Below are 26732 nucleotides of genomic sequence, written 5' to 3'. Positions count from 1 at the left end.
CATTTTATCATTATTTTACTTCCATTAATATTCATACATATTAGGATGCACCGCTGCTGTTTTTATAAGTTGAATAGGGGTAGACTCCTTTAGGTATTGTTGATTCTTATCATATAATTCAGCATCAATTAAAATTTTATTTGGGAGATTAACCTGATGGTATTTCAGATATTTAATTTCAGGATGAGGCGTTGAAAATTTTGCCATATTGGACGTTGCCTTAAACTTAATAAGGTTTTGACGGGCATAATAGATAATAGTACTATCTGGGGAAATTTTCAGTTGGTTCCAGTCTACTTTATCTGCGTTTTCTTTAATCTCCACCATTTTTTGTGTAAAATCTAACTTAAAGCCTTCTGGCACTTCATAATAAACGGCTTTAATAGTATCTCTATTAAGGGCAACCAGCTTAGAAAAAGCTTGATAAACAGGATCATTAGGCAAACTGGTTAAGTATTGACAATGATAAACCCAGTAACCAATTTTGCGATAATCGCCAATAGGAATTTGGCAAACTATCATACTATCTTGACCATCTTCTGTACGCCAAACTGAAAAGTCTTCATTCTGAGCATCATCACTAATATATGTATAGATATATTTGCCACAGATCATTGCTTGCAAACGAGCAACAGAACCTTTGATTTCAGTATAAGCTTCCTCTTCCATAGCCTTAGCTCCATAAACAAAAATTTTCTCCGATTTTTGCTGTTTTGTTCGTTGATTTTTGGTAATTGTGCAGGAATAAAAGATTAAAAAACTGAGTATACAAATTGGGGCTTTTAATACATGTTTTTTTAATCGCATTATGATAAAATTTTATTTTTTATAGTGTAAGATCTTTAGCATCATTTTTTTTTTAATAGTATAGGATTACTCATATTTTATGAGTATTTAATTCAACCAATTGGGATCTATCATTGCTTGCTTAAGCAAGTACTCTTCTTTTGCACTTCCTAGGTATTCTTTATTCTCATTGTAGCCTTTTCTACCCATTGCTATTTTTTGAGGACTTACTCTATAATAAATAGACAAAAAACCTTTTCCCTCTAATATGCTGGGGGCATGAAACAAAGCAGATGTTCCTAAATATTCTAAAGGCGATTTTCGCACATAATAAATAATGTTAGTCCCTTCTGCCTTTTCCAATTTTGCCCACTCTATTTCCTTGAAAACATCTTGAGTGATGTTTAATGTTTCTTTAGTAGTTGGCATAAAACCATCTGGAGCTTTGTGTATAATAGCTTTAATAGTGTCTCTATTTAGCCCCTCCAGTTTAATAAATCCCTGAGAAACTGGATTATCAGGCAAGCTAGTTAATACTTGAGATTGATAAACCCAATACCCTACCTTATGATGGTTTCCGACTGGTAATTGATAAAAAACAACGCTATCTCTACCATCGTTAACTAACCAAACGGAATAACCGCCCTCGGCTGTAGTATCTGGAAGGTATTGGGCAAATTTTCCACACATCATTGCCCTAAAACGAGGCACAGTGCCTTTAATATTGGCGTAGGAATCATTTTTTTGCACGGCTTCTCCATAGAGCAAAATTCCTTCTGAGTCTTGATCCTTTGTTCGTTGATTTTTGGTAATTGTGCAGGAATAAAAGATTAAAAAAATGAGTATAAAAATTGGGGCTTTGAATACATGTTTTTTTAATCGCATTATAATCGTTTTTTTATTTCATTTAAAATATTTTAGAATATTTTAAATGAGCTTACGTTTAGTTATATGACCATATATAAGTATATGTTATTTTAATAAATCCAATCGAATCATAGCTGCTTTAACCAACCATTCAGGAGATTGCTTTTCTGAGTATTCTTGATTTTTGCCGTATACTATTTTAGAAGGTGCTACTTTGTAATAATCCGCATCAAACCCTTTTTCCTTACTTGTAAATTGGCTACTCTTCCATTTAGATTCTCCTTTATAGGTCAAAAGAGTTTTGCGGACATAATACACTACTTTTTCCCCTTTAATGGGCTCTAATTCTTTCCAGTTCACTCGTCCAAAAACGGCTTTAGGATCTTTTAAGACTTGATTAATCGGTCGATCTAAATCCTTAGGAAGCTCATAGTAGACCGCTTTTATGGTATCCCTATTCAATTCTATTAATCTAGAAATGCCCTCATAAACAGGCTGATCTGGTAAACTAGTCAGGCATTGATAATGATAAATCCAATAACCATCTTTGTGGTAGTCTCCGATAGGAATTTGATAAGCAATAACACTATCCTGCCCCTCATTCACCCGCCAAGTTGAGTATTTTTTGCCAGCAGGGTCTTTTAAGGTATTATAACAAACAAACTTACCACATAATATAGCTCTCAAACGGGCAACAGCCCCTTTTATATTCGCATAAGTCTCGTCTTGGGTAACAAGCTCCCCTGTTACGAAAATTTTTCTCTCTTTAGAGCTAACACTATTGGTCTCTTTAGTACTTCCACAGGAATACAATAGAACAATGCATAACAGCATTGAAAATGTTAATGTAATTTTTTTTAAATTAATCATTAGTAGGACATTTTTATTGGTATAAGGAGATAACGATTAATTTTCTAGTATAGGATTTGTAGAAAATTACGCTTTTAATTTAGGGGTCTTATATCTAACTTTGAGCTGCATCAACTTCCCTAAAAATATAGCATTCAACTATCAAAGAAAATTTAATTGGCTCAGCAAAGGATTTTGATGGATTATTTTGTATTGGACTATTCGCCTCTATATAAACTACAAACAATATAACACAAAAGCAAGGTTATGCGAATTATTATTTAAACAATCACTACCCTATCAAAACAATATAATATATTAAGGTAATATTTCAATATTTTAACAACAAAAAAAATGTATTTTTGTTGCTTACTTCAACCATTAGTTCGACAACTATGTGTTTTTTTAATCGAAAACAAAAAACTAGCTTCTTTATTTTGTTTATATAAAAGAAAAACAAAAACCTAAAATAAACAAAAAAGTGACACTTTCTGTTGCTTTTTGTGCAAAAACAAACAAAAAGTTGTATATTGCATGCTATACACAAAAGCCTTTATTGAATCCATCATTATTTCGATGAGTTTTTAATAGGTTCCTATTATATTTTCAATGCATAGGTCATGTATACAGTAACTATATAATACTCCAAGTCAAAATTCTATAATTCATACAATGGAAGAAAACAACAAAAACTTAGAAGATAATTTAGAAGAAAACGAAATTGATGCCGCCAAAGTAATTCAAGTAGATGTCATTGAAGATATGTACAAAGATTATTTTCTAGATTATGCCTCCTATGTCATTTTAGAACGGGCTATTCCTACTTCACAAGATGGACTAAAACCTGTTCAACGTCGGATTTTACACTCTATGTTTTTGATGAATGATGGTCGTTTTCATAAGGTAGCGAACGTTATTGGGCAAACAATGCAATTTCACCCGCACGGGGATGCAGCGATTGGAGATGCTTTAGTTCATATAGGGCAAAAAGATTTGATGATTGATTGTCAAGGTAACTGGGGAGATGTTCGAACAGGAGATCGAGCTGCTGCTCCTCGTTACATAGAGGCTCGTTTGTCTAAATTTGCCTTAGATATAGCATTTAATCCCAAAACAACTAATTTTCAATTTTCTTACGATGGTCGAAAGAAAGAGCCCATCATGCTTCCTATGAAATTTCCTTTGCTATTGGCTCAGGGGGTAGAAGGGATTGCAGTAGGACTTTCTACCAAAATATTGCCGCACAACTTTGTAGAATTAATTAAAGCTTCCATCTCACTGCTAAAAGGAAAAAAGGTTCAGATTTTTCCAGACTTTAACACAGGAGGCTTGGCTGATTTTTCTAACTATAATGGTGGGAAACGTGGAGGAAAAGTAAGGGTTCGTGCCAAAATCAATATTCTTGACAAAAAGCGGTTAACGGTTACTGAAATTCCGTATGGTACAACAACAACAGGAATTATTGACAGTATTATAAAAGCCAATAACAAGAGTAAAATCAAGATAAAAAAAGTAGTAGACAATACTGCCGCAGATGTTGAAATCTTAATTGAATTGCCCTCTGGTGCCTCTCCCGATGTTACAATGGATGCGCTCTATGCTTTTACAGATTGTGAGGTGTCTATCTCCCCGAATGCCTGTACGATTAATGGAGATACTCCTGTTTTTACAACCGTTGAAGAGTTGCTCCAAATCTGTACCGATCAAACTCAATTTTTGTTGGAATGGGAACTGAAGAATCGCAAAAAAGAATTGGAAGATAGATGGCATCAAGCTAGTCTTGAAAAAATCTTTATCGAGCATAAAATTTACCAAGACATCGAAGAATGTGAGTCTTGGGAAGAAGTATTGGCTGCGGTTGATAATGGGCTAAAACCCCATATCAAACACCTTATGCGAGCGGTTATAGAAGAGGACTTAGTTCGACTCACTGAAATTAAAATTAAACGTATTTCTAAATACAATAAATTTAAAGCAGATGAATTGCTTAAAGCAATTGAAGAGGAGTTAGAAGAAGTAAAATATCATTTAGCACACATTGTCGAGTATACGATCAACTACTATAGTGAACTGTTAAAAAAACATGGTAAAGGGAGAGAACGAAAAACAGAAATCACCAATTTTGGTACCATTAACGCCGCTAGCGTTGTTATCAACAATGCCAAACTTTACATCAATAGAAAAGAGGGCTTTATAGGATATGGGAGTTCACTCAAAAAGGATGAATTTATCTCTGAATGCTCTGATATCGACAATGTTATTGTTTTTTACAAAGACGGTAGTTATAAAGTTGTCAAAATTGCTGACAAGGTCTTTGTCGGTAAAAATCCCATGCATGTTGCCGTTTGGAAAAAAGGAGACAAGCGCATGACGTATAATATGATTTATGCCGATTTAGACAAAGGGATTAATTATGCTAAACGATTTAATGTTTCTGCGATTACTAGAGAAAAACAATATCCCGTTGCCACCAATATCACAAAATCTAAAGTCTTGCATTTTTCTGTTAACCCCAATGGAGAAGCAGAAACTGTTGCAGTGCTATTAACACAAAGCTGTAGTGCCAAAAAGAAAGAATTTGAATATAGTTTTGCAGACTTAGCAGTCAAAGGACGTAGCTCTAGAGGCAACACCATTACCAAATATCCAATCAAAAAGATAAAAGTAACACAGCAGGGAACTTCTACCCTAGGCGCTATCAAAGTTTGGTATGACGATACTACTGGACGCATCAATTCTTCTGCTTATGGCAAATATATTGGAGCATTTGAGGAAGAAGACAAAATCATTGCCCTTTATCAGGATGGTTCTTATGAACTAACAAACTATGAACTGACCAATCGATTTGACCCAAAAACATTAATTGCACTTAAGAAATGGGACAAAGATATGGTGATCTCTTCTATTCATTATGATGGAGAACGCAAAGCAACCTATGTCAAGCGATTTAAGGTAGAAACGAATTCACTAAATCAAAAATTCAATTTCTTACCCAATGATTATGTCAGTACTAAATTGTTATTTGGTTCTCTTTATCCTAGTCCTGTTGTAGAATACAAGGTTCGTGCTGGACGATCTAAAAGCATTGAGGGAGAATTGACGCTAACGGACTTTATTGATATAAAAGGATGGAAATCGCTAGGCAATAAATTAAGCGACAGCAAATTAATTAGTGTTAAGCCCATCCATAAAGAAATTGAGTTGACGGAGGAAATGGACGATGCCAAGGCAAAAGAGAAAGCGGCGAATAGCAATGAAACAGCAGATCCGCAAAATACCTTGTTTTAGAAGGAGAATACTAATATTTTGAAGTTGCGCCACATTAAGGCACAACTTCAAAATTTTATAAAAAACACTATCGTTTTACAAAGCGCACCACCTCATGGTAATCGTCGGTTTGTATATCTAAAAATAAAACACCTGCTGGCAAGGTAGAAATATCTAGTTGATAAGACGATGAATTTGTAGTTGTATTTCGCTGCATAACAAGCTGCCCTAAGGCATTGTAAACCGTTAGGTTTAACGCTCCTTGATTGGTCTCCAAAAAGCTAATGGTTAGTTCATCTTGTGCAGGATTCGGAAATAAATAAACTACTTTTTGTTCTAATTTAACAGTAGGCGTATTAACAACCGTATCCTTTTCTACCATAATCATTACGCCACCTCTTCCTGTTCCTAAGATATAATCTAACTTATTATCATTGTCTAGATCTGCTATAGACATATGGGTATAACGCCCTTGATAAAAATCATTAAAGTTTTCTGACAAGGTATCGTATACGCCCAAAATATTGCCGTCTATATTCCCCAAGTGAATGATATTTCCTTCTTGATGTCCTATATACATTTCATAACTACCATTGTTGTCATAAACAAACGGCAGCGGATGGCGACTGTTAGCCGTATCAATATTATAACCACCTAAATTGTAGGTTATTGGATAAGAATTAAAAGAAGGGCTAGAAGCAGTTCCTTTATTCTCATAATAATGTATATACCCTGCAAAACGCCCTACCACTAAATCTAAATCAGCATCTCGATCCAAATCTACAAGATGTGGCGCACTAGCATCACCAACATCAATTCCTGAATAATTACGCACGGGAGCAGCCCAAGCAACAGGATTTCCGACACCTGCGGTGTTTTCAAAATAGATTAGGGTTCCATCTTGAGCACCACAAATCATATCCACATCATTGTCACCATCCATGTCGCCAAACGTAGGATACAAGCCATTTAATTGCAAAGAGTCTGTTCCTGCATAATTATTGGTTACATACTCAAAAGAAGGAGCCGTTAATGTCCCTGTATTTTCCAACAAAGTCATTCCATACTCATAGCTTCCGCCATCTTGGCAACGACCATAGCCCCCAATCAGCATATCCATGATTCCATCTCCGTTATAATCAAACAAAGCAGGAAAAGCACGGCGTCCAACATCTAGCATTTCACCAACCAAAAAGTCTTTTTGTTGAAAATCAAAAATCATATTGTTATTGCTACCCGTATTTTGGTAATACCATGCCACACTATCCATAACAGACTCGCTAATCCCTGTTTCAGATGGAGCAGCAATCATATCCGTTAATCCATCGTTGTTGACATCCAAAAAGAAAGTCCCTGGAAAGGTATAAATATCTACTGGTTCGTCATAAACGGGGTAATGATAATCCTGTGTTGTAATTAAAATCGTATCGTTTATCATTACGCCACTTACCATATTAACATTCTTATAGGTCACTCCTCCTAAAGCCATGTCTCTTACTCCATCCCCGTTAAAATCTACGGTTGTGGTATTAGCACCAACATGTCGTGGTCCCCTAGACGATCCAACAGTGCTATGTTGACCTCGAATACGATCCGCTCTTGGCATAAGAGGGATTTGATTGAACCAAGCATTGTTGTAACAACTATCTGTGCTGGGTCCAAAATTCAGAATGCTGCTATCTCCCGTTTCTTCAAACAAGCCCCAACATTCACTTTCTAGAACAAAATCTAACGAATCGCAATTATGCCCATTTTCTACAGACATATTTTTGTACCAAAAGACATTTTTGGGGAAACAAATATCTAACGTAAAAGCCAATATATCCATGTCTCCATCTCCATCAATATCATCTATGGCAGGTAAATCTGTATTATAAATAAACATTTTATAATCAAAAGGTCCCCCTCCTACAACATCATAACGCAATTGGTCTTCCACTAGCGTATATTGAATGGTATCATTGGCATCATAGCTCCCTCTCCATATGGCAACGCCTACCCCTTGACCCCAAACGGTATACATTCCAAAAATATCTTCGATTCCATCACAATTATAATCTCGAAACAACATAAAATTTATAGCATCATCTTGAGGCAAATGTTTCATGTATTCAGGAGCATAGGTATAGTCAACAAGACCTGGCGTTCCGCCATTAATAAAGGTAGACATTACAAAGCCTTCTCGATCAAATGTGACCAAATCCTTAATTCCATCATTGTTTAGATCCACTTCTGAAAATTGTGGCAAGTTTAGCCCACCTGCCCAAGGATTTTTCAAGGGGGTTCCATTTTTGACAAGGGGAATGTCCATTGGAACATATTGTGCTAATAAATTACTAGCACTAATAAACAAGAAAAGTAGAGGTAATATTCTCATAACTTATTTTGGTATTTAATAGTTGTCCACAAGAAACTTAATGCTCCTTATAGGTTAGTAAATAATAAAAAGTTGCAACCAGCTCTTTTTGCAATTTTTTATCTTCGATAAATAAAAGAATTGCATATTCTATCTAAGATATATGTTTTTTTTGACAAAGAACTACTCTATTTGTATTATCTCTTATGCAAAGAGATAGCCTAACTGATTTTGTTCCAATTTCAAAAAGTTTCAGAACAACAGCTATTAACCATATTTTCTTTTTATCAGAGTACAAAAAGAGAAGTTCCTATTAGCCATTACTCCGTTGAAAAATCGTATTGTAGGTACCACGAAGTCGCAGCGCAGATTAATCAACGGAGTATTATATTAGATAACGCAACAAAAAACCATTTTGCTTCCCATCATATTGTCTAAACATTAATATTTTATAACTTTAGCCACATAATGTTCTTTATTGGTCTTAATGGTTAAGAAATAAGTTCCTGCTGAAATTGCTTGCGTATTGATTTGCAGTTCTTGATCCAACCACTCCTTTTTATAATAAACAACTTGCCCCAAAGTATTGGTTAACTGCACTAAAACTTTTTCGTTTACAGCAGCAGCAAAAGAAACATCAAGGTGTTGTTGGAAAGGATTTGGGGCGATTTTTAATGTATTTTTGTGCTCAGCAATTTTATCAATGGACGATACACTATATTCGGTATAAATTCCTAAACCTCCTCGCTTATTGCCAATAACAAATTCTAGCTGTCCATCATCATTAATATCAGCAATTCCCACAATAGATTCTTCCCCTTCGTCTATGGTATCTAAAACACTATTCACACGAGTAAAAGCTCCGAAAATATTGTTATCTATATTGGTATAATGCCACATTTCTCCAGATTCATTGCCCATATACAAATGATATACTCCAGCAACATCAATCAAATGAGGTGCAGAATTACCTTCTGAAAACCCAGGTAATTTAGCATCAATAAAACCAAAAGTTTCTGATTTTGCAGTATCAGAAAAAACAGCTGCGGTTACCGTTCCCTCGTTTTCAAAATAATTAGTATTTCCATTTCGCTCTCCTACCAATAAATCAAAATCACCATCTCTATCTACATCTACCAATTGGGGAGTTGCATTTTGTCCAACATCAATATTTTTGTAATTGGCAACGATACTCGAAAAAACAGGTGCCGTAGCCGTTCCTAGATTGGGTAAATAAATTAATCGACCATCCTCTTCTCCCAATAGTAAATCATCATCACCATCATTGTCCAAATCGGCTACGGTAGGACTCAATCTACGCAAATTGTATTGCTTCATATTGGCAAAATCATTATCCTCCAAACGATAAACAGGCTGAGTGGTTGTTCCTATATTTTTATACAAACTCAAATAGCATCCTTGTACCGCAGGACTAACATAGGTATGATAATTTCCTACTAAAATATCCATCAATCCATCTGCATTATAATCCCAAAAAATGGGAGCAGCCCCCGTTCCCAAATCAATCATTTCGCTTACTAAAAAGTCATTTCCTTGATAGGTAAAATCAGGGAAATTAGCTGTTCCTGTATTTTTATAATACCAACTCTCCAAATTTTTGGAATTGCCCAATATATTGGGAGCTGCCAACAAGTCTTTTGCGCCATCGTTGTTAACATCTAGATAGAAAGCCGCAGGAAAAATAGTAATATTAGCCGCCACAGAAGCCATTGGAAAAAAGGTCTCTTGGGCGGTCATAAAAGCAGTATCTTTATTACCGCCATTGGTCAACAAATTAAGATTAGAAAACGACAAATCTCCTAAAATCAACTCTTTGACTCCATCGTTATTCATATCCAAGGTCAACAAAGTAGAACCTGCATGTCGAGGTCCCCTAAGGGGTGTCCAATTCGTATAGCCTGGACAGCTATCAATCCTTGGGCTTAGGTCTATGACTTCAGTTGTCCCACTCTCATACAAACGTCCCCAACAATTGTCATAACGGACATAATTTAGGCTATCACAGCCCCATCCATTTTCTTGAGATTCATTCCTAAACATTTCGATATAACCACCAGAAGTATGAAAATTCAAGATGTCCATATCGCCATCGCCATCTATGTCGTCAACAGCAGGAAGGTCTACGGTAGAATTAAATAAATTGAGCAAAGTCGTCTGCCCTTTTTGCGTATATTCTATAATATTTTTGACATTTTGGAATTGTATTTTGTTTTGAGCATCTCGGCTTGCTTTATAAACAGTAATACTTACCCGACCAGTCATATTATCGTATTTATAAGCAAACAGGTCTTCTAATTGATCGCAATTATAGTCTCTTAGCAACATCCAGTTTTCTACTTTAGGAAAACGATAAGCATATTCTGGCGCAAAGGTGTAATCTACCGTATTGGCTGTACCTCCATTTAGAAAAGGTACGACAACACCTCCTACTCGATCAAAATAAACTAAATCTTGATCGCCATCGCCATCTAAGTCAATGTCTGAAAATTGGGGATTGGTCAAGCCTCCAGTCAATGCATGTTCATATACATCACCATTAGATGCTTGAAAAGGAACCATCAAACGACTGGGTTGAGCCCATAATAGAAAAGGGAATAAAACTATTCCTAGGAGGAAAATACATTTCATAATAATCAGCTGATTTTAATTATTGTTGCTGCTAAACAAGGAAGCAAGGCTGTCATTTTTATTTTACCGCTATTTTTGCCACGCATCATCCATTGCCTAAGCAACTAATTTAGGTTTATCTCTGTAAATCTTAATCTGTATATCTATTGCTCCTTTTAAGTTGTTGAAGCATCAATATATAGGCATTACTCCGCTAGAAACCCGACCCCAACTATGCTGGCTCACGAGTGATAACGAACCGACCTCAGGGAGCTACTAGCTAATCTAACAGTGCAGCTAAACTGAGTGCATAACAAGGCTCACGTAGTAACCACAAAGTCGCAGCGTAGCTAGTCAGCGGAGTATTAATAGTATAACGAATAAAAAATTAAGATGCTAGTTTTTATTGTCAAAAATTTCCCTCTACACACAAAAATGACTGCCCCAATATTTAATCGGAACAGTCATTTCTTTGGCACATCAGCCTTGTTACATCTTTTATTTACTGATAATCAACTTTCTAACCATCAGCATTTCGGAGGCACTCAATCGAATCAAATATACCCCTGAAGGCAATTTGCTTACATCCAGTGTTTGGTTTAGTGTTCCTGCGGGCATGATTGATTCCATTAATGTTTTGCCATCAATAGAAACAAGCTCTACCAACAAATCGTCCGATAACTCCTCACTCAATCTCAAGGTCGTCTTTGAATCAGTTGGATTAGGCTCTACGACCAAGCTCATGGATGAATTAATTTGATCAACGGCAACTATAGGACTCGTTACATCTACATTAATATTATCTAGATAAAGGTTATTACCATAACCACAAATGTTCACAAAACGCAAAATAACATTGCTACCAAGGTAGCTTGTCAAATCAACAGAATCACTTCTCCAATCTCCCGCAGTACTTGGCGACCAAGACTGAGAACTGTTGTTCCCTGTTGCCAAGGTAGCTCCATCTTTGAAATAAACTTGATTAAATGTTTGACCACAATCATCCGATAAATCGATTCTCAGATCATCCGAAAGCGTAGTACTATAAGGGCGATAAGCCACATCAAATGTTAGAACGGCTGTTGCGCCTGTTGTCGCTTGTGTCATATCTAGGGCAACAGTACTAAAAATATCTTCTTGCCCTTGAGCATTATAAGAATAATTATTAATAGACATTGCCGTTGTTGGGTTTCCATTTGCCCCTGTAGTAGATACCGACTCCCAAGTTGTCGAATTATCTGGATTGATAAGATAAGAGGTAGCAGAAGGAAATGCCCCCCCTTCAAAATCTTCGACATAAGGAAAACTGCCAATTGGGTCTAAGATTGTTATCGTTTGGATAATCGTATCGTTACATTGTGTACTATCTGCTGCTAAACCTGTCCACGTTTTTAATTCATAAACACCAGCAGCAGGAAGGTTGATTGGCGTAGCAAAAGAAAAAGCAGCGGTAGCTCCAGCAGGTAAATTACTGGTATAGGTCTCTGTAACGACAGGACTGGTTCCCAATTGATAATATACAGGAAAATTAGACTCTGTAAACAAACCTAAGTTTTCAACTGTAATAGAAACCGTAGCCGTTGTTATCCCACCACAGGTTTCTAAAATAGAGTCAGGCGCATTTAAACTTGCTATACCTGCATCATTATCTCCCGTACAAGATAGATAACAAGCAGGGCTTCCGCCTGTAGCACCTGGGTAATTAACCGCAACCTGACGCAAACCACGAATGCCATTGGCTCCAATTGCACGAACAGAGAACCATTGTGGATCATTAATATCAGCAACAGGAATATTGAGATTTAAAGCAGTAGTTGTTCCTATTGAGTCCATAAATTTTTGTCCCAACATAAACACATCATACCCCGTAGCTCCTGGAACAGCATCCCAAGCCAACTGAATAGCACTGATATTAGGACAAACACGATTAACCCGTATATTTTGTGGGCGTTCTATAATGGTAAAATTAGCATCGCTTTCATCTGTAGTAGTTGCTCTTGAAATGCGAACACGTGCCTGCCCAGTAACCGTATTAGGAACGGTCCAATTTAGAAATCGACTAGTTCCAGGTTCATTAGCTGCAATAGTAGACCAAGAAGCACCATTATCGGTTGTATATTCGATCAAAAAGGTACCTGTTGTCCCATAAGCATCCCAATGGATACGACTAGTTGTTCCAGGAATCAATCCCTCTCCTCCCATGGGATGCACAACTGTAATGTCTTCTGTTAAAAATTCATAAACAACATAATATCGTTGGGTTCCCAATGGAACAGTAGTTCCAACAACATCCAAGGTATAGGTACCTGCCGCAGGGTTATCTATTGCAATTTGTTCTACATTGTTCAAGTGATCTGCTCCTTTGGTTGCAGGCAAAGCTAAGGTAGCTGCATTGGGGGTATGATCCAATACCCAAGGCAAATGCACCGTCCCCGATGGATCTGTAACGGTGGCATCCAAATCGTTCACCAAAGCAGTAGCAGCAGAGGTAGAGGCTTCCTTATCGGCCCAATACACCATTATTTTAGCTCGTTGTACTCCTGCTGGGATGACAATTTGATGAGCATGTGCCCCTGCTTGTGCAAGAACCGTATCAAAATATCGATTGTCTTCTAGCAACTGAACGGCTTTTAACCCATTTACTTTTCCCCATCCATAAATAAAGTCAGGCCCATCATTCCCCAAATCATTTGCGGTAGCCAATAAAGCCACCTTCATCAAGGCAGAAGGAGCAACTGCTCCCCCATTTAGGGTGCTATAAGCATCGTATAATTGCGCCATCACCCCACAAATACCAGGTGCAGCAGCAGAAGTTCCCCCTCCTGGTGCATAAGTATTATTGGGATCTGTAGACATTTGCGAATTGCCATGCGCTGCAATATCTGGTTTGATACGCCCATCAGACGCAGGACCTCTACTGCTACTAGATACGATGGCATCTGTTTCTCTTAGATTGGCTGTAGCGATAACATTTTTACCAATTTTGTGCCCACCTGTAATATTCCCCCATTGGTTGCCAGCTCCATAACCACAATCGAGGTTATTGCTATTTCCTGCGGAAAAGGTTTGCATCAAATTCGGATTATTATAAATTTCTTGATCAACTAAAACCGTTGTATTTGTATACCCTCCATTACATCCATTGCTATAAGAAGACGAAAAAATCATCACTGCACTGTCTTGATGCAAAGGAATTGTCCCTGCCATGCTAGAAGTATATTGTCGGATATGGATATAAGATCCTGTTGCCATCCCTCTAATAGACGGGTCCAAGTTTCCTGCTCCACCAGCAATACCTGCTGTCATGTCTCCATGACTTCCTGCAAAGTCACCTGCTACATCTTGCTGATTGGTACGCCCTTTAAAATCAATATGGGGACCAACATAACCATCGTCATTAATAGCAAAGGTAATCCCTGTTCCATCATAATCTCTAGCCCCATAATAATCACCATCAATGGCATTCGCTCGATGCAGGTGGCGACCGTCATCCGATTCTGGTTCTCCAGGTTCTGACATAATATCTACGTAACGAATAAATGGCGATTGAACCAATGCCTCTATCTTGCTAGGCGACAAATGAGCAACTACCATTTGAGCATGATCCATAGATTCTTTGATGCTTACCCCTAGTTTTTCCATTTCGGACTTGGCAATGGCAGCTTTAATATCTTGATAATACTGAATGGTGACAATAAGATCATTGCCGTCTTTTGCCCAAGAAGGATAATCTTTGTCTTCTAATCGTTGTCCTATCTTATAGGTTTTTTCAATAGGAACAATGCTTCTAATATTAAGGTTTTGGAGTAAGGAAAAATCTATCCCCATAGGAATCGATGCAACATATAGTTTATTCGGGATATACTCTAATAATTGAATTCCTACTGCTGCAATTTGGCGATGTTGCGCTGTGGTTGGTAAGCTATTAAATTGAACAAAACGGTAAAATCGATTTAAAAAAATCTCATTTTGGTGAAGTTGTCGAGCAGATGTAAAATCTTGGATATTAACATCCAACTGCTTTGCTCCTTTTAGAAAATTAATGGTATTATCCTGTGCGTATAGGTTACCATAAAAAATTCCAATGAGCGCCATAGTTAACAGAGAGATACGACTCATAATTTTTTAGATTTAATGTTAGTAACAGTAGTATTATTTGAAATAAAATTTCAAATTCTAGCAATAATACAAAATTATAATAGGAAAACCATTCACAATTGTGTAAAATCTTAACATTTAAATCTCTTAGACATTGGCAATGAAAGCATTAACTTTCACTTTTTTTCTATGGAATAAAAGATTTGAAAACCAATCTCAAAGATTATGTTTTCAAACCTTCTATTCCATAACGCTTCTTTTGAAGGCTAAATAATAAGTCGCTAAATATTTACTATCTATCGCTGAATCACCAGTTTTCGAACATCTGTAATTGAGCTCGTTGACAAACGAATTAGATACAATGCAGGTGGTAAATCCGTAAGTGGAAGAGCAAGGGTAGATTCCCCCTCTATTAATCTATTTTTTTTAATTATCCTTCCATCTAAATTCATTAATTCAATGGTCAAATCCTCTGATAATGGTTCGCTAAAAATTAAATGGGTCTGCTCCTTAGCAGGATTAGGAACAATGGCAAGACTCATGCTATTGGAGAGTTGCTGAATCCCCACAGAAACCGTTACAGAATCCATAGTAGAACAAATGCCATTATTAATGGTTAGGGTAACTAGATGAGGACCATTGTTTGTTGTATAAGTATGGGTTGGATGCTGCTGTGTAGAAGTGTTTCCATCCCCAAAATCCCATAACCAACTAGTAGCTCCTATAGATGCATCTGTAAAACTTGCTGTTCCTCCACTAATAACATTCGTAAAAGCAGCTTCTACCACTGTAGCCACAACAGGTTCTTTAGGACTCACACAAGCCTCTTCCAAATCCAATTCCCAATTATAAAAATAGTAATAAAATCCATTGGAAGAAGTGGTTGAACTCACCATATCCAACACCCCTGACAAGGTATAAGGATAGGATGCTGAACCATTGTTATTTCTAAATAAATTCATTTGATCTCCTGCCAAACAATAATCTCCCAAACCAGGCACCTGTAAATTAACTTGAACTCGAGACTGTCCATCGGGAATATTGACAGTAACTTGGCTGAGAATGGTATTGTTAAAATTATTCCCACTCGCAATATGACCATCGTATAAATAAATCGTACGACTTCCTGCCCCATCTGCATCTACCCATACTGATACAATTTCAAATGCTTGATAAGCCGTAAAGTTAACTCCACCTGTAAATCCTCCACCATGATACCCCCCACTGCCTACTGTTGTTCCATTAAGAGGACCTGCATATTCCGTAGTAGTAGTGGCAATAGCATCTTCTACAAAATAAGTTGTTGTTGCTGTTAAAGAAGGAGTCATAAAAGTAGATCCTGTCCCTAACAAAGTATTTGCGCCATCGTACCAACGCAAAGTTCCTGAACCATTTGTAGCAGTTAAGGAAGCAGAAGTATTAGGGCAAATCTCGGCATTGGAAATAGAAGTTACCTTGGGTTTTTCAACCGTTATATAGGCTGTTTTAACAATGGTGTCTCCTCCTTGGGCATTGGAGGTATACAAAGTGACGGTATAAACACCACTGTTCGCATACGTATATGTTGGATGCTGTTGGCTTGAAAGCCCACCGTCCCCAAACTGCCACAACCAATTGGTTGGTGTATTTGATGATAAATCTTGAAATTGAACAATTCCGTCACAAGTATAGGTCAAATCTGCCATAAAATCGGCTGTTAACAATAGCCCCTCTAGCGGTTCATCTAGCGGTTCTATTTGGGCAATAATGCCTGAGCAAAAACACAATATTAACGTTATTGTTAAGTGGATAAGGTGGTTCATAATTCTATTTTTTAGTGGATATGATTTGCAAAATACACAAAAAACCAAAAATAATTTGCCCCAAAACCTTATAGAACAAATTTATTATAGTAAGATTTTATATTGAGACAACATAAAGACTTTATCTCTTGCCAATTTTCTAGGTTATCCCATCATTTTTTTAACAAAAAATAGGCATTTAAGTAGTAGATTATTGGGGAGTTAGTATCTTTGCTCTCTTCTAAACAATAACCAATATGACAACCAAAAGATTAGAACAATTAAAAGGCTTTTTGGCGGCTAGCCCTAATGAACCCTTTATTTTATTTGCCATTGCCAAAGAATACGAAGGACTAGAAGATAACAAAAATGCATTAGACTATTATCTTCAATTGGAACAAAATAGCCCTGAATATGTAGGCACTTATTATCACCTTGGCAAACTGTATGAGCACCTAGGGGAAGATAAAAAGGCGTTTTTCACGTACAAAAAAGGCATGTCTATTGCAAAAGAAGCAGGAGACAACCACAGTTTGTCGGAATTGGCTGGCGCAAAGATGGAATTGGGAGATGATGATGATTTTGAAGATTAAGTACTCTTAGCCTTTTTCCCAACCCATTTATTTATTTCTCCGTTTTCTATTTTAGCTAAGATACTTTAGTTGATCTGTTAAGAGTTTGTCGTCTATTTTATAGAAAGCGTCCCCTCTTTTCAGAAAAGGATTTTTTTAACGTTAACGATAGAATTTCCTTTTATAGAAGTTGTTTAACCTAAACTCTATGCTAGAGCGCATTCATTTTATAAATAACCTTCTACAAAAAAAGACAATTTAAGATTATAATACTCCGTTGATTTTTTGTAAAAAAACAAAAAATCATCTTGTATTCGATTGCTTATCAAACAACTAACACCTTGAACAACGAAAGCACATTATTTTGATAATCAACTAAATACAATTTACCACATGAGCCTTGTTACTCACTCTGTTCGTGAGGTCGCAAGCTCTGTTCGGGTTTCCAACGGAGTAATGAGATTAAAAAACTAACTATTTTCATTAAAAAACAGTATAAAAACCGTACATTTGCAGCTATGCTAAAACAGAGAGGAATATTAATTAGTAGTTTGTTAGTGATCGTATTGTTATTTTCGAGTTGCAAAAGTAGTTATGAAAAACTGCGTTTATCAAGTGACAACGATCTAAAACTAACCAAAGCTTTTGAATTTTATGAAGCGGGAGAATGGCTTAAAGCTCAATATTTGTTAGAAGATCTAATTGGACATGTCCGTTTGACAGAAAAAGCAGAAAAAGTATATTTTTATTATGCTTACACGCATTATCATCTAAAAAATTACTCTTTTGCGTCTTATTATTTTAAGCAATTTTCATCAACGTTTCCCAATGGAGTTTATGCTGAAGAGGCTTTATTTATGAGTGCAGATTCATACTATAAATTATCGCCCAACTTTAGGCTGACCCAAGAAGATACAGAAAGTGGTATTGAAGGCTTACAAGTTTTTGTTAATACTTATCCTGAAAGCGAAAAAGTCGCTGCTTCGAATGAAAGAATTGATGAATTGCGAGCTAAATTGGAGCTAAAAGCATTTGATAGTGCCAAAGGGTATTACAAACGTAAACACTACAAAGCTGCTACGCATACCTTCAAGAACTTATTAATAGACTATCCTGATACCAAAGAAGGAGAATATATACGGTATATGGTTATCCGTTCAACGTTTAAATATGCTCAACAATCTATTTTGTCAAAACAAATTGAACGTTACGAAGAAACCGCTTTAGCTTGTGTGAATTTCAAAAAAAGACACGGAGAAAGCAAGTATATTAAGGAAGTTGATACTATTTACGAATCTGCCAACAACAAAATCAAAAAAATACGCAATGAACATTAACAGAAATAACGAAATTAAACAAAAAGCACAGGGCATCAATCCTTATATCGTTGCTCGTAATTTGGATGAGATTTCAGCGCTTGGAGGTGGAAACATCTACCAATCATTAAATATCATTTCACGTCGTGCGAATCAAATTGGTATTGATTTGAAAAAAGAATTGCACGCTAAATTGGATGAATTTGCGTCTACAACGGATACCTTAGAAGAGATTCACGAGAATAAAGAGCAAATTGAGATTTCTAAGTTCTATGAGCGTCTTCCTAATCCTAGTATCATTGCTCTACATGAGTTTTTTGATGGCAAGGTATACCATAGATTTAAAGATACTGAAAAATAGTAGATTTTCATTTCTACTTATAACGTTATAAGTCCTGATAATTACCTGTTAGTTGTCAGGATTTTTTTTATTCATTCCTTTAGGTTGGGTGATTCCTCTAAAGTTAGATTAAACGATAAATGCTCTCAGGGAAAAAAATTTTAGTTGCAGTTTCTGGAAGTATAGCTGCCTATAAAATTGCTATTTTAGTGCGCTTATTGGTCAAAGCAAAAGCAGAAGTAAAAGTTATTATGACGCCTGCTGCCAAAGGCTTTATTACTCCTCTTACCCTCTCTACGCTTTCCAAAAATCCAGTATATAGCGATGTTAGTTCAGAAGAAGGGTGGAATAACCATGTAGATTTAGGGCTTTGGGCGGATGCCATGGTTGTTGCTCCTGCTACAGCCAATACCCTCGCTAAAATGGCAAATGGATTGTGTGATAATATGTTATTAGCCGCTTATTTATCGAGCCGCTGCCCTGTTTTTATTGCTCCTGCTATGGACTTGGATATGTGGGTACATCCCTCTACTCAACACAATGTTCAAAAATTGCTGAGTTTTGGCAATCATTTACTCCCTGTAGAAGATGGAGAACTAGCTAGTGGTCTAATCGGTAAGGGGCGCATGTCAGAACCTACCGCTATTGTCTTGCACCTAGAACAGTTTTTTGCACTCCAAAATTCACCAAATTTATTGGCACAAAAAACCGTTATCATTACTTCTGGTCCTACCCAAGAAGCCATTGACCCTGTCCGATTCATCAGCAATCATTCTACAGGAAAAATGGGCACAGCCATTGCCGACCAAATGGCTCTACAAGGAGCGAAGGTAATTCTAATTAGTGGTCCAACTTCAATTGTTCCTAAACATCCTGCTGTTCAAAGCATTCCAGTTCGGTCTGCTGAAGAAATGTATCAAAAAGCTGCTCAATACTTTCCGCAGGCAGATATTGCCGTCCTTGCTGCGGCAGTAGCTGATTATACGCCTAAAACAACAGCCGATCATAAATTGAAAAAAAAGGAGGGCGATTTAAATATTGAATTAAAACGAACTACTGATATTGCAGCAGCCCTAGGACAGCAAAAACAAGCCCATCAAATTATGGTTGGTTTTGCCTTAGAAACCAATCAGGCGCTCGAAAATGCTCAACGAAAATTAATCAAAAAGAATTTTGATTTTATTGTACTCAACGATCTAAAAGATAAAGGGGCTGGTTTTGGTCACGATACCAATAAAGTTACTTTTGTGGAGCAAAATGGCAATATCGTACGTTATACTATAAAAACCAAAGCAGAAGTAGCACAAGATATTGTTGCCAAAGTAATTGATCTGTTACCCAAAGCCTAAAATTCTTGTTAAATAAGCAGCAAAAGACTCAATTCTACCCAACTTTTTACGTTCTTTATAAAGATAAGTAACTACTGAAGCTTATAGCACCTCAATACAAACACAACGTTAATGAGTGAGGTCTAATAACATAAAATTAATTCATCATAATAGTTTGTTGCTTGTTCAACAAATTAATGTAATAAGGATACATGAGATTAATAAAAAAACTAAGCGTACTGTTCATTGCAATTTGTTTTAGCTTATCCTCTAATGCTCAAGATTTTAATACTACAGTAACCATTAACACACCAAAGATCCAATCTGTAGATCCTAAAATCTTTAAAAATTTGCAAACAGCCATTGAAGAGTTTATGAATACTCGTAATTGGGTAGAGGATAATTTTGAACCAGAAGAGCGCATTGAGTTAAATATCGTAATTACCATTGATCAAGAGCTTTCTCAGACGCAATTTAAGGGACAAATGACCATTCAGGCTAGTCGCCCTGTCTATAACAGTGGTTATAATTCTGTTTTGTTTCAGAACCTAGACAAACAATTTGAATTTACTTATGGAGAATATGAGCGTTTAGATTTTTCTGAAAATACCTATACATCCAACCTTACTTCTACCCTCGCCTTTTATGCCTATGTTATTTTAGGAATGGATTACGATTCTTTTTCTGAATTGGGAGGGGAAGAACATTTTCAAAAAGCACAAGACATTTTGAATACCGTACCTCGTGGAGCAGCTGAAGGGTGGACTGCGGGAAGTGGTGGCATCGTTAATAGAAGTCGCTATTGGATCATCGAAAATTTGTTGAGTCCTCGTATGCAAGATATGCGCCGTGCCATGTACCAATATTATATGCTAGGTTTGGATCGCATGGCTCAAGAGGGTCAAATGGAAAAAGGCTTAGCCACTATTTTGAGTGCTTTAGAGACCATTGATGCTGCCAACCAATCCAACCCCAACTCTATGTGGGTACAGTTGTTCTCAGATGCTAAGAAGGACGAAATTATCAATCTATTTCAAGTCGCTGATTTTAACACGAAACGTAAGGTCTATAGTACTATGGTCAAACTGGATGGTACTCGTGCCAACGATTATCGTGCCTTATTAAAATAATCATTTTTTGAAATGGACTGCTAGATGGTTTTAGGTTGCTTTAATCATCCCATATCATTAATAGAGGAGATATTGTTGATACAATATCTCCTCTGCTTTTAAAGGGTACTAAGATGCTCTTTTTATTCCACTAAAGAAGGTGCATTTCGTTCCTGAATCATTTTGCGCACAAAGGGAGGTAGCGCAAAGGCTGCATAATGTATTTCAGGGGTATAATATTGCAAATTATGCTGCTGAGAAAATATAGCCGCTTCTGCCAAGTCAAAATTGGTATAATTTAGTTTTTTGCCTTTTTGAGCAGTTGTAAAGCTCCACATACCCGTTGGATAAGTTGAAATGTAAGCCAAATAACAAGCAACAGAGTCCGCTCCAAAAATAGCAGAGATGCATTGGTTCAAATCTAAGAAGGCATCCGTATTAAATAAGGGGCCTTCGCTCTGTAGATTTAAGACACCATTGGGTTTTAATGCTCGATGTACATCTTCATAAAAATTGGCACTAAACAAACCTTTGGCGGGACCTTCTGGATCACTACCATCTATAATAATAAGATCAAAGCTAGCAGCCTCACATTTTTTTAGGTATTGAATACCATCTTGGATGCGCAAATCCAGTTTGGGGTTGTCAAACTCACAAGACAGTTGGGGCAAATGCAATTTAGACGCTTCAACGACCTTCTCGTCAATTTCTACCATTACAATCTCTTCAATGCTAGCATGGCGAAATAATTCTCGAATTGTTCCTCCATCTCCTCCTCCAATCACTAAAACTCGCTTGGGATTACCATGAATAAAGGTAGGAACATGTGCAATCATTTCATGATAAATAAATTCATCCTTTTCGGTTGCCATAACCATATCATCAATCAATAAGGTTTTGCCATAGGCATAACTTTCTAACACCCGAACACGTTGATAAGGCGATTGTTCATTGTATAATAAGCTCCCCGTATGACGCAATGAAAGTGCAATATTTTCGTCTTTATCTGTAAACCAAACATCTCGTTTAAATTCTGGCTGTAAGTTTCCTTCTGCTTCTCCACGATCTTTGGCCAAATAATCCACATCTATTCGCTTTAATAATTCTTTTTGCCCACGATTTAGCTCCATAGAAGAACCATGTTGTGCTTCAAATGCTGTTTTGAGATAATCATAAGCAACCCAAGGATCTACTTCTTCGCCACAAGTAAAAATATCAACTGCTGCATAACGGTATTCGGGCCAAGCATGTATTGCCAAATGACTTTCTTGGATAACTACGACACCAGAAACTCCATAAGGAGAAAAATGATGAAAAGTGGAATTAATAACTGTTGCTTGTGCTGCTTTGGCAGCTTCGACCATTGCCCTTTCTATAATAATAACATCATTAAGAATGGTAGCTGAACAACCAAAAAATTCAACTAATATGTGTCGTCCTAGTGCATTACTCATACTAAAAAGATAATTTTTTAATTAATAGTTTCTTCTACAGGGCAAAGGTTTAGAGCAAAAATTAAAAATATAACGATCTCTAAAGCATTAGATACAAGTCTGTTTTTGCTTTACCTTTTTGTCCTGCAATAGTTGCCCATACAAGCTCTTGAGTACGGTATGCAAATATACAGGATTCTAGTCGTATTTTAAGTGGTATTTCTCTTATTTAGCAAGGGCATACTGAAGTTTAAAAAAAATGGATTTGATTAAAGTTCCTATTCACTAAGCAGCAAAAAGTGTTAATATTTCCAAAGCGATCTGGTGAGTTCTATGCTTTTGGGGGCACAGAAAGACGGCTAAATCCTTGTTCAAGCTCTTTGGTTAATAGACGGTATCATCTAACTCAATCCTTGGTTATTTCCCACTTCCTCTAAGAATCACCAATACCGTATGAATCATAATTTTGACGTCCAAACCTAAGGTTAAATTTTCAATATAGATAAGGTCTATTTTTAGACGATCAATCATTTCATCTACATTAGATGCATAACCATATTGTACCTGTCCCCAAGAAGTTATTCCAGGGCGCACCTTGTGCAATTTGTGTACTCTGGGGTCTCTTTGTGCAATTTGATTGATAAAAAATTGTCGTTCTGGGCGTGGTCCTACCAACGACATATCCCCTTTGAGTACATTCCAAAATTGAGGAATCTCATCCAATCTATATTTTCTCATTATCCGCCCCCAAGGAGTGCAGCGATCATCTGTATCAGAAGACAACTGTGGTCCTCCTTTTTCTGCATCCAAATACATGGAACGAAACTTATAAATCATAAATGGTTTGCCATAACGCCCTATTCGTTCCTGTTTATAAAAAATAGGTCCTTCAGAAGACAGTCGAACTCGAATCGCAACAAAAAGATAAAGCGGGCTAAATAGAATTAAGACCAATAAAGAAGCAACCACATCAACGCTTCGTTTCATTATACGCAACCAAATTGGAATAAAATGAGTTTTGATTTCCAATAAGCCTGCTCCCCTAACATTGGGCATGTTTACTTTGCCCAATAAGATCGCTCGCATTTCAGGTATCGCCCGCACCAAGATATTGTAACTATGACGATCCAATGCTCCAATCAATTTTTTGAGTTTGGTATGTTCCGATTTGTCTAAGGCAAGAATTACTTCTTCTATCTCCTTATGAATTAGAAGATCATTGAGCCCTTCTATTGTTCCCAACGAATTGAGGTGTTCCGCCAAGGGATGTTTTTCTTGGTCTTTTATAGAAACATAGCCCACAATATTATACCCCAACTGACGCTCCCGATTGATTATATCCAAATAAATGGATTCAATTTTAGGATGCGATCCAATAATCACGGTATTAAAGGAAAATTTTCCTGAATGAATTCGATTGCTAGCAATTGTTAGCAATAACATTCTAGCAAAAACTGTGCAGCAAAAATGAATACAAAGTAAACCACCAAATGCCAAGTAATAGGCGTGATAACCACCTAAATAATTTACTAAATCGTCTAAAAGAAGGGTAAAAAACAACAATAGTCCGCCAACCAAGCTAGAAAAGATAGTTCGTGCAAACTCCGCCAGTCTAGACATTCTATACACATTGCGATAACTATCCAGAATAATATAAACCATTATCCAGATTATTGGTACAACTATCATGCTGTACAGAAAATTATTATCTTGAAAAATAGAACTTTCAAAAGGTCTACCTTCTATAATAACTCGCCTAAATACTACAAATAAAAACCATGCTAATGTAGCTGTTAAATAATCAACAAAAGCATAAAATAAGACCCCTTTGGGTAGTCGCCAAGACTTCATCCCGAAATGTAGTTCGTGTACTAATTAGATTGTGCAGATTGTTTTTTCGCATCAAAGATACTAAAATTAATTGCCAATTGTGCAACAATAATCGTGCAATAATCTGAACGGAGATAAAAGTTCGATTTCCCCCCTTATATTAAGCGTTATTACTCGTGTAATCGTATCGTTGTAAACTCATTTTTTTCTATTTTAGCGAACAAATCAGCGGTAAATATATTGTATTAAGAAGAAATAATTTAACTTCTACTTTGTTCCCAAGGATAAACTTAAATCAATGAAATACTTAGGCAGTACCAACGAATACTTTGAAGTCGTTGATATAACCCAACACAATTGTTATCTATTAAAAGAAATTGAGGACGAGCAACTTTCTTTGTTGTGGTTTACTTCTGATGATAATCGCTTAGTCATTGATGCGATAGAATATTCTTTTGACAATAACCAAATCTTATGTTTAACAGAATTTCACCGAGTACAACCGCAACAAATTCAATCCTTAAAATTACTTCGTTTTAATAGACCGTTTTATTGTATTGCCAACCACGACAGTGAAGTTAGCTGCAAAGGTATTTTGTATTTTGGTTCTTCCAACCTTCCCATTATCCACTTATCTCCCCAAGATGCAGATATATTGGATACGGTCTGGAAAATGTTATGCATTGAGATGGAATCTAGAGACAATTTACAACTAGAAATGTTGCAAATGATGCTGAAACGAATTCTCATTCTGTGCACCAGAATTTATAAAAGTCAGAACAACTACGCAAAAATTGAACCCCATAAAATTGATTTAATTAAGGCCTTTAATTTTTTAGTAGAACAACACTTCAAAGAGAAACACACTGTTGCAGAATATGCCACTTTGCTCAATAAATCCCCCAAAACATTAGCGAATTTATTCAAAAAGATAAGCAATAAAACGCCTCTAGAGCTTATTCAAAATAGAAAAATGTTGGAAGCTCGCCGATTGCTTAGTTATACCAAGCAACCTATTTCCGAAATTGGTTACCAAATTGGGTTCAATGACATCCAGTCTTTTAGTCGCTTTTTTAAGAAAAAACAAGGGCTCTCTCCTTCTGATTTTCGAGAAAATCAACCCTAGGGAAAAATTGACAACTTCTTAGGAAAAATCGGCTAACACTCGCCACTCTTTTTGTCTCATCTTTGTTACATCAGTTCATCAAAAACAAAAAACAATGAAAGAGATAAAAAGTGTTCAAGATTTTAATGAAATCATTCGCCAAGACAAACCCGTTTTGCTAGATTTTTATGCCGACTGGTGTGGTCCTTGCCAAGCCTTGTTGCCAACCGTCGAAAAATTAGCCAATCAATATAGTGACAAAATTGAAGTGGCAAAAGTCAATATTGATCAAAACAACGCCTTGGCTGCTAAATTAAACGTAAGAAGCATTCCTGCTTTATTTTTCATACAAGATCGAGCTGTCAAAGAAAAGCTGGTTGGCTTTCAATCAGAGGCTGCTTTAAACTCCAAGTTTGCTGCCTATAGCCGCTAAACAACTACGATTTCTAATATTTATTCATTTTATACAAAAATCTGAGTGCAGGATAAACTTAAACAAAGTGCTCATGAGCCAGCAAACTGGGTTTGTCCTGTACATCAACAAAAAATATAAACCATGCCAACTGTAATTAACATCAAAAATCTTCCTACAGGCTTCCAAAGTATTATTGACAACGGTAAACATTCTATTCTTGGAGATGAACCCATCAAAAGCAAAGGTACTGATTTAGGTTTCGCACCAACGGATCTTATTCTATCAAGCTTGGCCATGTGCAAAGTAGCAACGGTTCGTTATATTGCTCGCAAAAATGGCTGGGAAGACTTAATTCGTGATGTTGACGGTCAACTTTCTTTAGTCGTTAAAAGAGGTAAGGATGGTCAGCTAACTTCTAAAGTTAAGGTTGCCCTAAAAATTGAAGGAGACATCAGCCCAGAACAAAAGGTTGAATTGTTAAAACAGGCAGACAACTGTTATATCCATAGAATGGTGGAAGGTGATTGGGAAATTGAATCGGCAACAGAACTCGTTGATGCTGTTAATGCTTAAGTTTTGGTATGCCATTCGTTGACCTATCCCAAGGTATTTTATCCATAAAATAGTGGATCAATCTACCCTAGCATTTAAT

The 26732-nt window shown here is 36.5% G+C and carries 18 protein-coding genes; 9 read left to right on the top strand and 9 right to left on the bottom strand.

Going from position 1 to position 26732, the window contains the following annotated elements:
- Positions 1–24 precede the first annotated feature (24 nt).
- The 3 genes from AsAng_RS02875 to AsAng_RS02865 all read right to left on the bottom strand — a co-directional run bounded on the left by AsAng_RS02875 (position 25) and on the right by AsAng_RS02865 (position 2523).
- Entirely contained in the window at positions 25–807 is a 783-nt protein-coding gene (locus tag AsAng_RS02875; protein WP_264791274.1) for a hypothetical protein, read from the bottom strand.
- An 87-nt stretch (positions 808–894) separates the two neighbouring features.
- The gene (locus tag AsAng_RS02870) at positions 895–1671 is read right to left on the bottom strand and encodes a hypothetical protein (protein ID WP_264791273.1); all 777 of its coding nucleotides are present in this window, start codon (positions 1669–1671) and stop codon (positions 895–897) included.
- 87 nt (positions 1672–1758) lie between these two features.
- Complete coding sequence (locus tag AsAng_RS02865) at positions 1759–2523, bottom strand: hypothetical protein (RefSeq protein ID WP_264791272.1); 765 nt, start codon at positions 2521–2523, stop codon at positions 1759–1761.
- 651 nt (positions 2524–3174) lie between these two features.
- Here AsAng_RS02865 and AsAng_RS02860 point away from each other — a divergent pair.
- Positions 3175–5790, top strand: a complete 2616-nt coding sequence (locus AsAng_RS02860) for a DNA gyrase/topoisomerase IV subunit A (RefSeq protein WP_264791271.1) — start codon at positions 3175–3177, stop codon at positions 5788–5790.
- A 67-nt stretch (positions 5791–5857) separates the two neighbouring features.
- Here AsAng_RS02860 and AsAng_RS02855 read toward each other — a convergent pair whose 3' ends face one another.
- From AsAng_RS02855 to AsAng_RS02840, 4 genes are all read right to left on the bottom strand, one after another.
- The gene (locus AsAng_RS02855) at positions 5858–8146 is read right to left on the bottom strand and encodes a T9SS type A sorting domain-containing protein (RefSeq protein WP_264791270.1); all 2289 of its coding nucleotides are present in this window, start codon (positions 8144–8146) and stop codon (positions 5858–5860) included.
- 420 nt (positions 8147–8566) lie between these two features.
- Positions 8567–10774: a T9SS type A sorting domain-containing protein gene (locus tag AsAng_RS02850; protein ID WP_264791269.1), complete on the bottom strand. Its 2208-nt coding sequence runs from the start codon at positions 10772–10774 to the stop codon at positions 8567–8569.
- Positions 10775–11251: 477 nt separating this feature from the next.
- On the bottom strand, positions 11252–14872 hold the full coding sequence (locus AsAng_RS02845) for a S8 family peptidase (RefSeq protein ID WP_264791268.1): 3621 nt from the start codon (positions 14870–14872) through the stop codon (positions 11252–11254).
- A 275-nt stretch (positions 14873–15147) separates the two neighbouring features.
- Positions 15148–16653, bottom strand: a complete 1506-nt coding sequence (locus AsAng_RS02840; RefSeq protein WP_264791267.1) for a PKD domain-containing protein — start codon at positions 16651–16653, stop codon at positions 15148–15150.
- 236 nt (positions 16654–16889) lie between these two features.
- Here AsAng_RS02840 and AsAng_RS02835 point away from each other — a divergent pair, with 236 nt between their 5' ends.
- The 5 genes from AsAng_RS02835 to porD all read left to right on the top strand — a co-directional run bounded on the left by AsAng_RS02835 (position 16890) and on the right by porD (position 21318).
- The gene (locus AsAng_RS02835; protein WP_264791266.1) at positions 16890–17225 is read left to right on the top strand and encodes a tetratricopeptide repeat protein; all 336 of its coding nucleotides are present in this window, start codon (positions 16890–16892) and stop codon (positions 17223–17225) included.
- Between the two features lie 497 nt (positions 17226–17722).
- Positions 17723–18541, top strand: coding sequence for an outer membrane protein assembly factor BamD (locus AsAng_RS02830; RefSeq protein WP_264791265.1), 819 nt, complete (start codon positions 17723–17725; stop codon positions 18539–18541).
- Positions 18531–18881, top strand: a complete 351-nt coding sequence (locus tag AsAng_RS02825) for a DNA-directed RNA polymerase subunit omega (RefSeq protein ID WP_264791264.1) — start codon at positions 18531–18533, stop codon at positions 18879–18881. The genes AsAng_RS02830 and AsAng_RS02825 overlap by 11 nt, the downstream gene beginning before the upstream one ends.
- Before the next feature lie 119 nt (positions 18882–19000).
- Positions 19001–20209 carry a bifunctional phosphopantothenoylcysteine decarboxylase/phosphopantothenate--cysteine ligase CoaBC gene (coaBC, locus tag AsAng_RS02820; RefSeq protein ID WP_264791263.1) on the top strand — a complete coding sequence of 403 codons (1209 nt, stop codon included), beginning with the start codon at positions 19001–19003 and terminating at the stop codon, positions 20207–20209.
- Positions 20210–20400: 191 nt separating this feature from the next.
- Positions 20401–21318, top strand: a complete 918-nt coding sequence (gene porD / locus AsAng_RS02815) for a type IX secretion system protein PorD (protein WP_264791262.1) — start codon at positions 20401–20403, stop codon at positions 21316–21318.
- A 122-nt stretch (positions 21319–21440) separates the two neighbouring features.
- Here porD and speE read toward each other — a convergent pair whose 3' ends face one another.
- Positions 21441–22751 carry a polyamine aminopropyltransferase gene (speE, locus tag AsAng_RS02810; RefSeq protein ID WP_264791261.1) on the bottom strand — a complete coding sequence of 437 codons (1311 nt, stop codon included), beginning with the start codon at positions 22749–22751 and terminating at the stop codon, positions 21441–21443.
- Positions 22752–23147: 396 nt separating this feature from the next.
- The gene (locus AsAng_RS02805; RefSeq protein ID WP_264791260.1) at positions 23148–24581 is read right to left on the bottom strand and encodes a sugar transferase; all 1434 of its coding nucleotides are present in this window, start codon (positions 24579–24581) and stop codon (positions 23148–23150) included.
- A gap of 277 nt (positions 24582–24858) precedes the next feature.
- Between AsAng_RS02805 and AsAng_RS02800 the strand changes: the two genes are divergently transcribed.
- The 3 genes from AsAng_RS02800 (at position 24859) to AsAng_RS02790 (ending at position 26653) form a co-directional block, all read left to right on the top strand.
- Complete coding sequence (locus tag AsAng_RS02800) at positions 24859–25686, top strand: helix-turn-helix domain-containing protein (RefSeq protein ID WP_264791259.1); 828 nt, start codon at positions 24859–24861, stop codon at positions 25684–25686.
- A gap of 94 nt (positions 25687–25780) precedes the next feature.
- Entirely contained in the window at positions 25781–26098 is a 318-nt protein-coding gene (gene trxA / locus AsAng_RS02795; RefSeq protein ID WP_264791258.1) for a thioredoxin, read from the top strand.
- 123 nt (positions 26099–26221) lie between these two features.
- Positions 26222–26653: an OsmC family protein gene (locus AsAng_RS02790; RefSeq protein ID WP_264791257.1), complete on the top strand. Its 432-nt coding sequence runs from the start codon at positions 26222–26224 to the stop codon at positions 26651–26653.
- The last annotated feature ends 79 nt before the right edge of the window (positions 26654–26732 follow it).

Origin of the sequence: Aureispira anguillae, from assembly GCF_026000115.1 — a bacterium.
Lineage (GTDB): Bacteria > Bacteroidota > Bacteroidia > Chitinophagales > Saprospiraceae > Aureispira > Aureispira anguillae.
This window is presented reverse-complemented; position numbering and strand designations above follow the sequence as displayed.

Coding starts and splice junctions, on each gene's coding strand:
- AsAng_RS02835 (WP_264791266.1), top strand. CDS start 16,890: ATGACAACCAAAAGATTAGAACAATTAAAAGGCTTTTTGGCGGCTAGC.
- speE (WP_264791261.1), bottom strand. CDS start 22,751: ATGAGTAATGCACTAGGACGACACATATTAGTTGAATTTTTTGGTTGT.
- AsAng_RS02845 (WP_264791268.1), bottom strand. CDS start 14,872: ATGAGTCGTATCTCTCTGTTAACTATGGCGCTCATTGGAATTTTTTAT.
- AsAng_RS02800 (WP_264791259.1), top strand. CDS start 24,859: ATGAAATACTTAGGCAGTACCAACGAATACTTTGAAGTCGTTGATATA.
- AsAng_RS02855 (WP_264791270.1), bottom strand. CDS start 8,146: ATGAGAATATTACCTCTACTTTTCTTGTTTATTAGTGCTAGTAATTTA.
- trxA (WP_264791258.1), top strand. CDS start 25,781: ATGAAAGAGATAAAAAGTGTTCAAGATTTTAATGAAATCATTCGCCAA.
- AsAng_RS02825 (WP_264791264.1), top strand. CDS start 18,531: ATGAACATTAACAGAAATAACGAAATTAAACAAAAAGCACAGGGCATC.
- AsAng_RS02805 (WP_264791260.1), bottom strand. CDS start 24,581: ATGAAGTCTTGGCGACTACCCAAAGGGGTCTTATTTTATGCTTTTGTT.
- AsAng_RS02865 (WP_264791272.1), bottom strand. CDS start 2,523: ATGATTAATTTAAAAAAAATTACATTAACATTTTCAATGCTGTTATGC.
- AsAng_RS02840 (WP_264791267.1), bottom strand. CDS start 16,653: ATGAACCACCTTATCCACTTAACAATAACGTTAATATTGTGTTTTTGC.
- coaBC (WP_264791263.1), top strand. CDS start 19,001: ATGCTCTCAGGGAAAAAAATTTTAGTTGCAGTTTCTGGAAGTATAGCT.
- porD (WP_264791262.1), top strand. CDS start 20,401: ATGAGATTAATAAAAAAACTAAGCGTACTGTTCATTGCAATTTGTTTT.
- AsAng_RS02830 (WP_264791265.1), top strand. CDS start 17,723: ATGCTAAAACAGAGAGGAATATTAATTAGTAGTTTGTTAGTGATCGTA.
- AsAng_RS02790 (WP_264791257.1), top strand. CDS start 26,222: ATGCCAACTGTAATTAACATCAAAAATCTTCCTACAGGCTTCCAAAGT.
- AsAng_RS02850 (WP_264791269.1), bottom strand. CDS start 10,774: ATGAAATGTATTTTCCTCCTAGGAATAGTTTTATTCCCTTTTCTATTA.
- AsAng_RS02860 (WP_264791271.1), top strand. CDS start 3,175: ATGGAAGAAAACAACAAAAACTTAGAAGATAATTTAGAAGAAAACGAA.
- AsAng_RS02875 (WP_264791274.1), bottom strand. CDS start 807: ATGCGATTAAAAAAACATGTATTAAAAGCCCCAATTTGTATACTCAGT.
- AsAng_RS02870 (WP_264791273.1), bottom strand. CDS start 1,671: ATGCGATTAAAAAAACATGTATTCAAAGCCCCAATTTTTATACTCATT.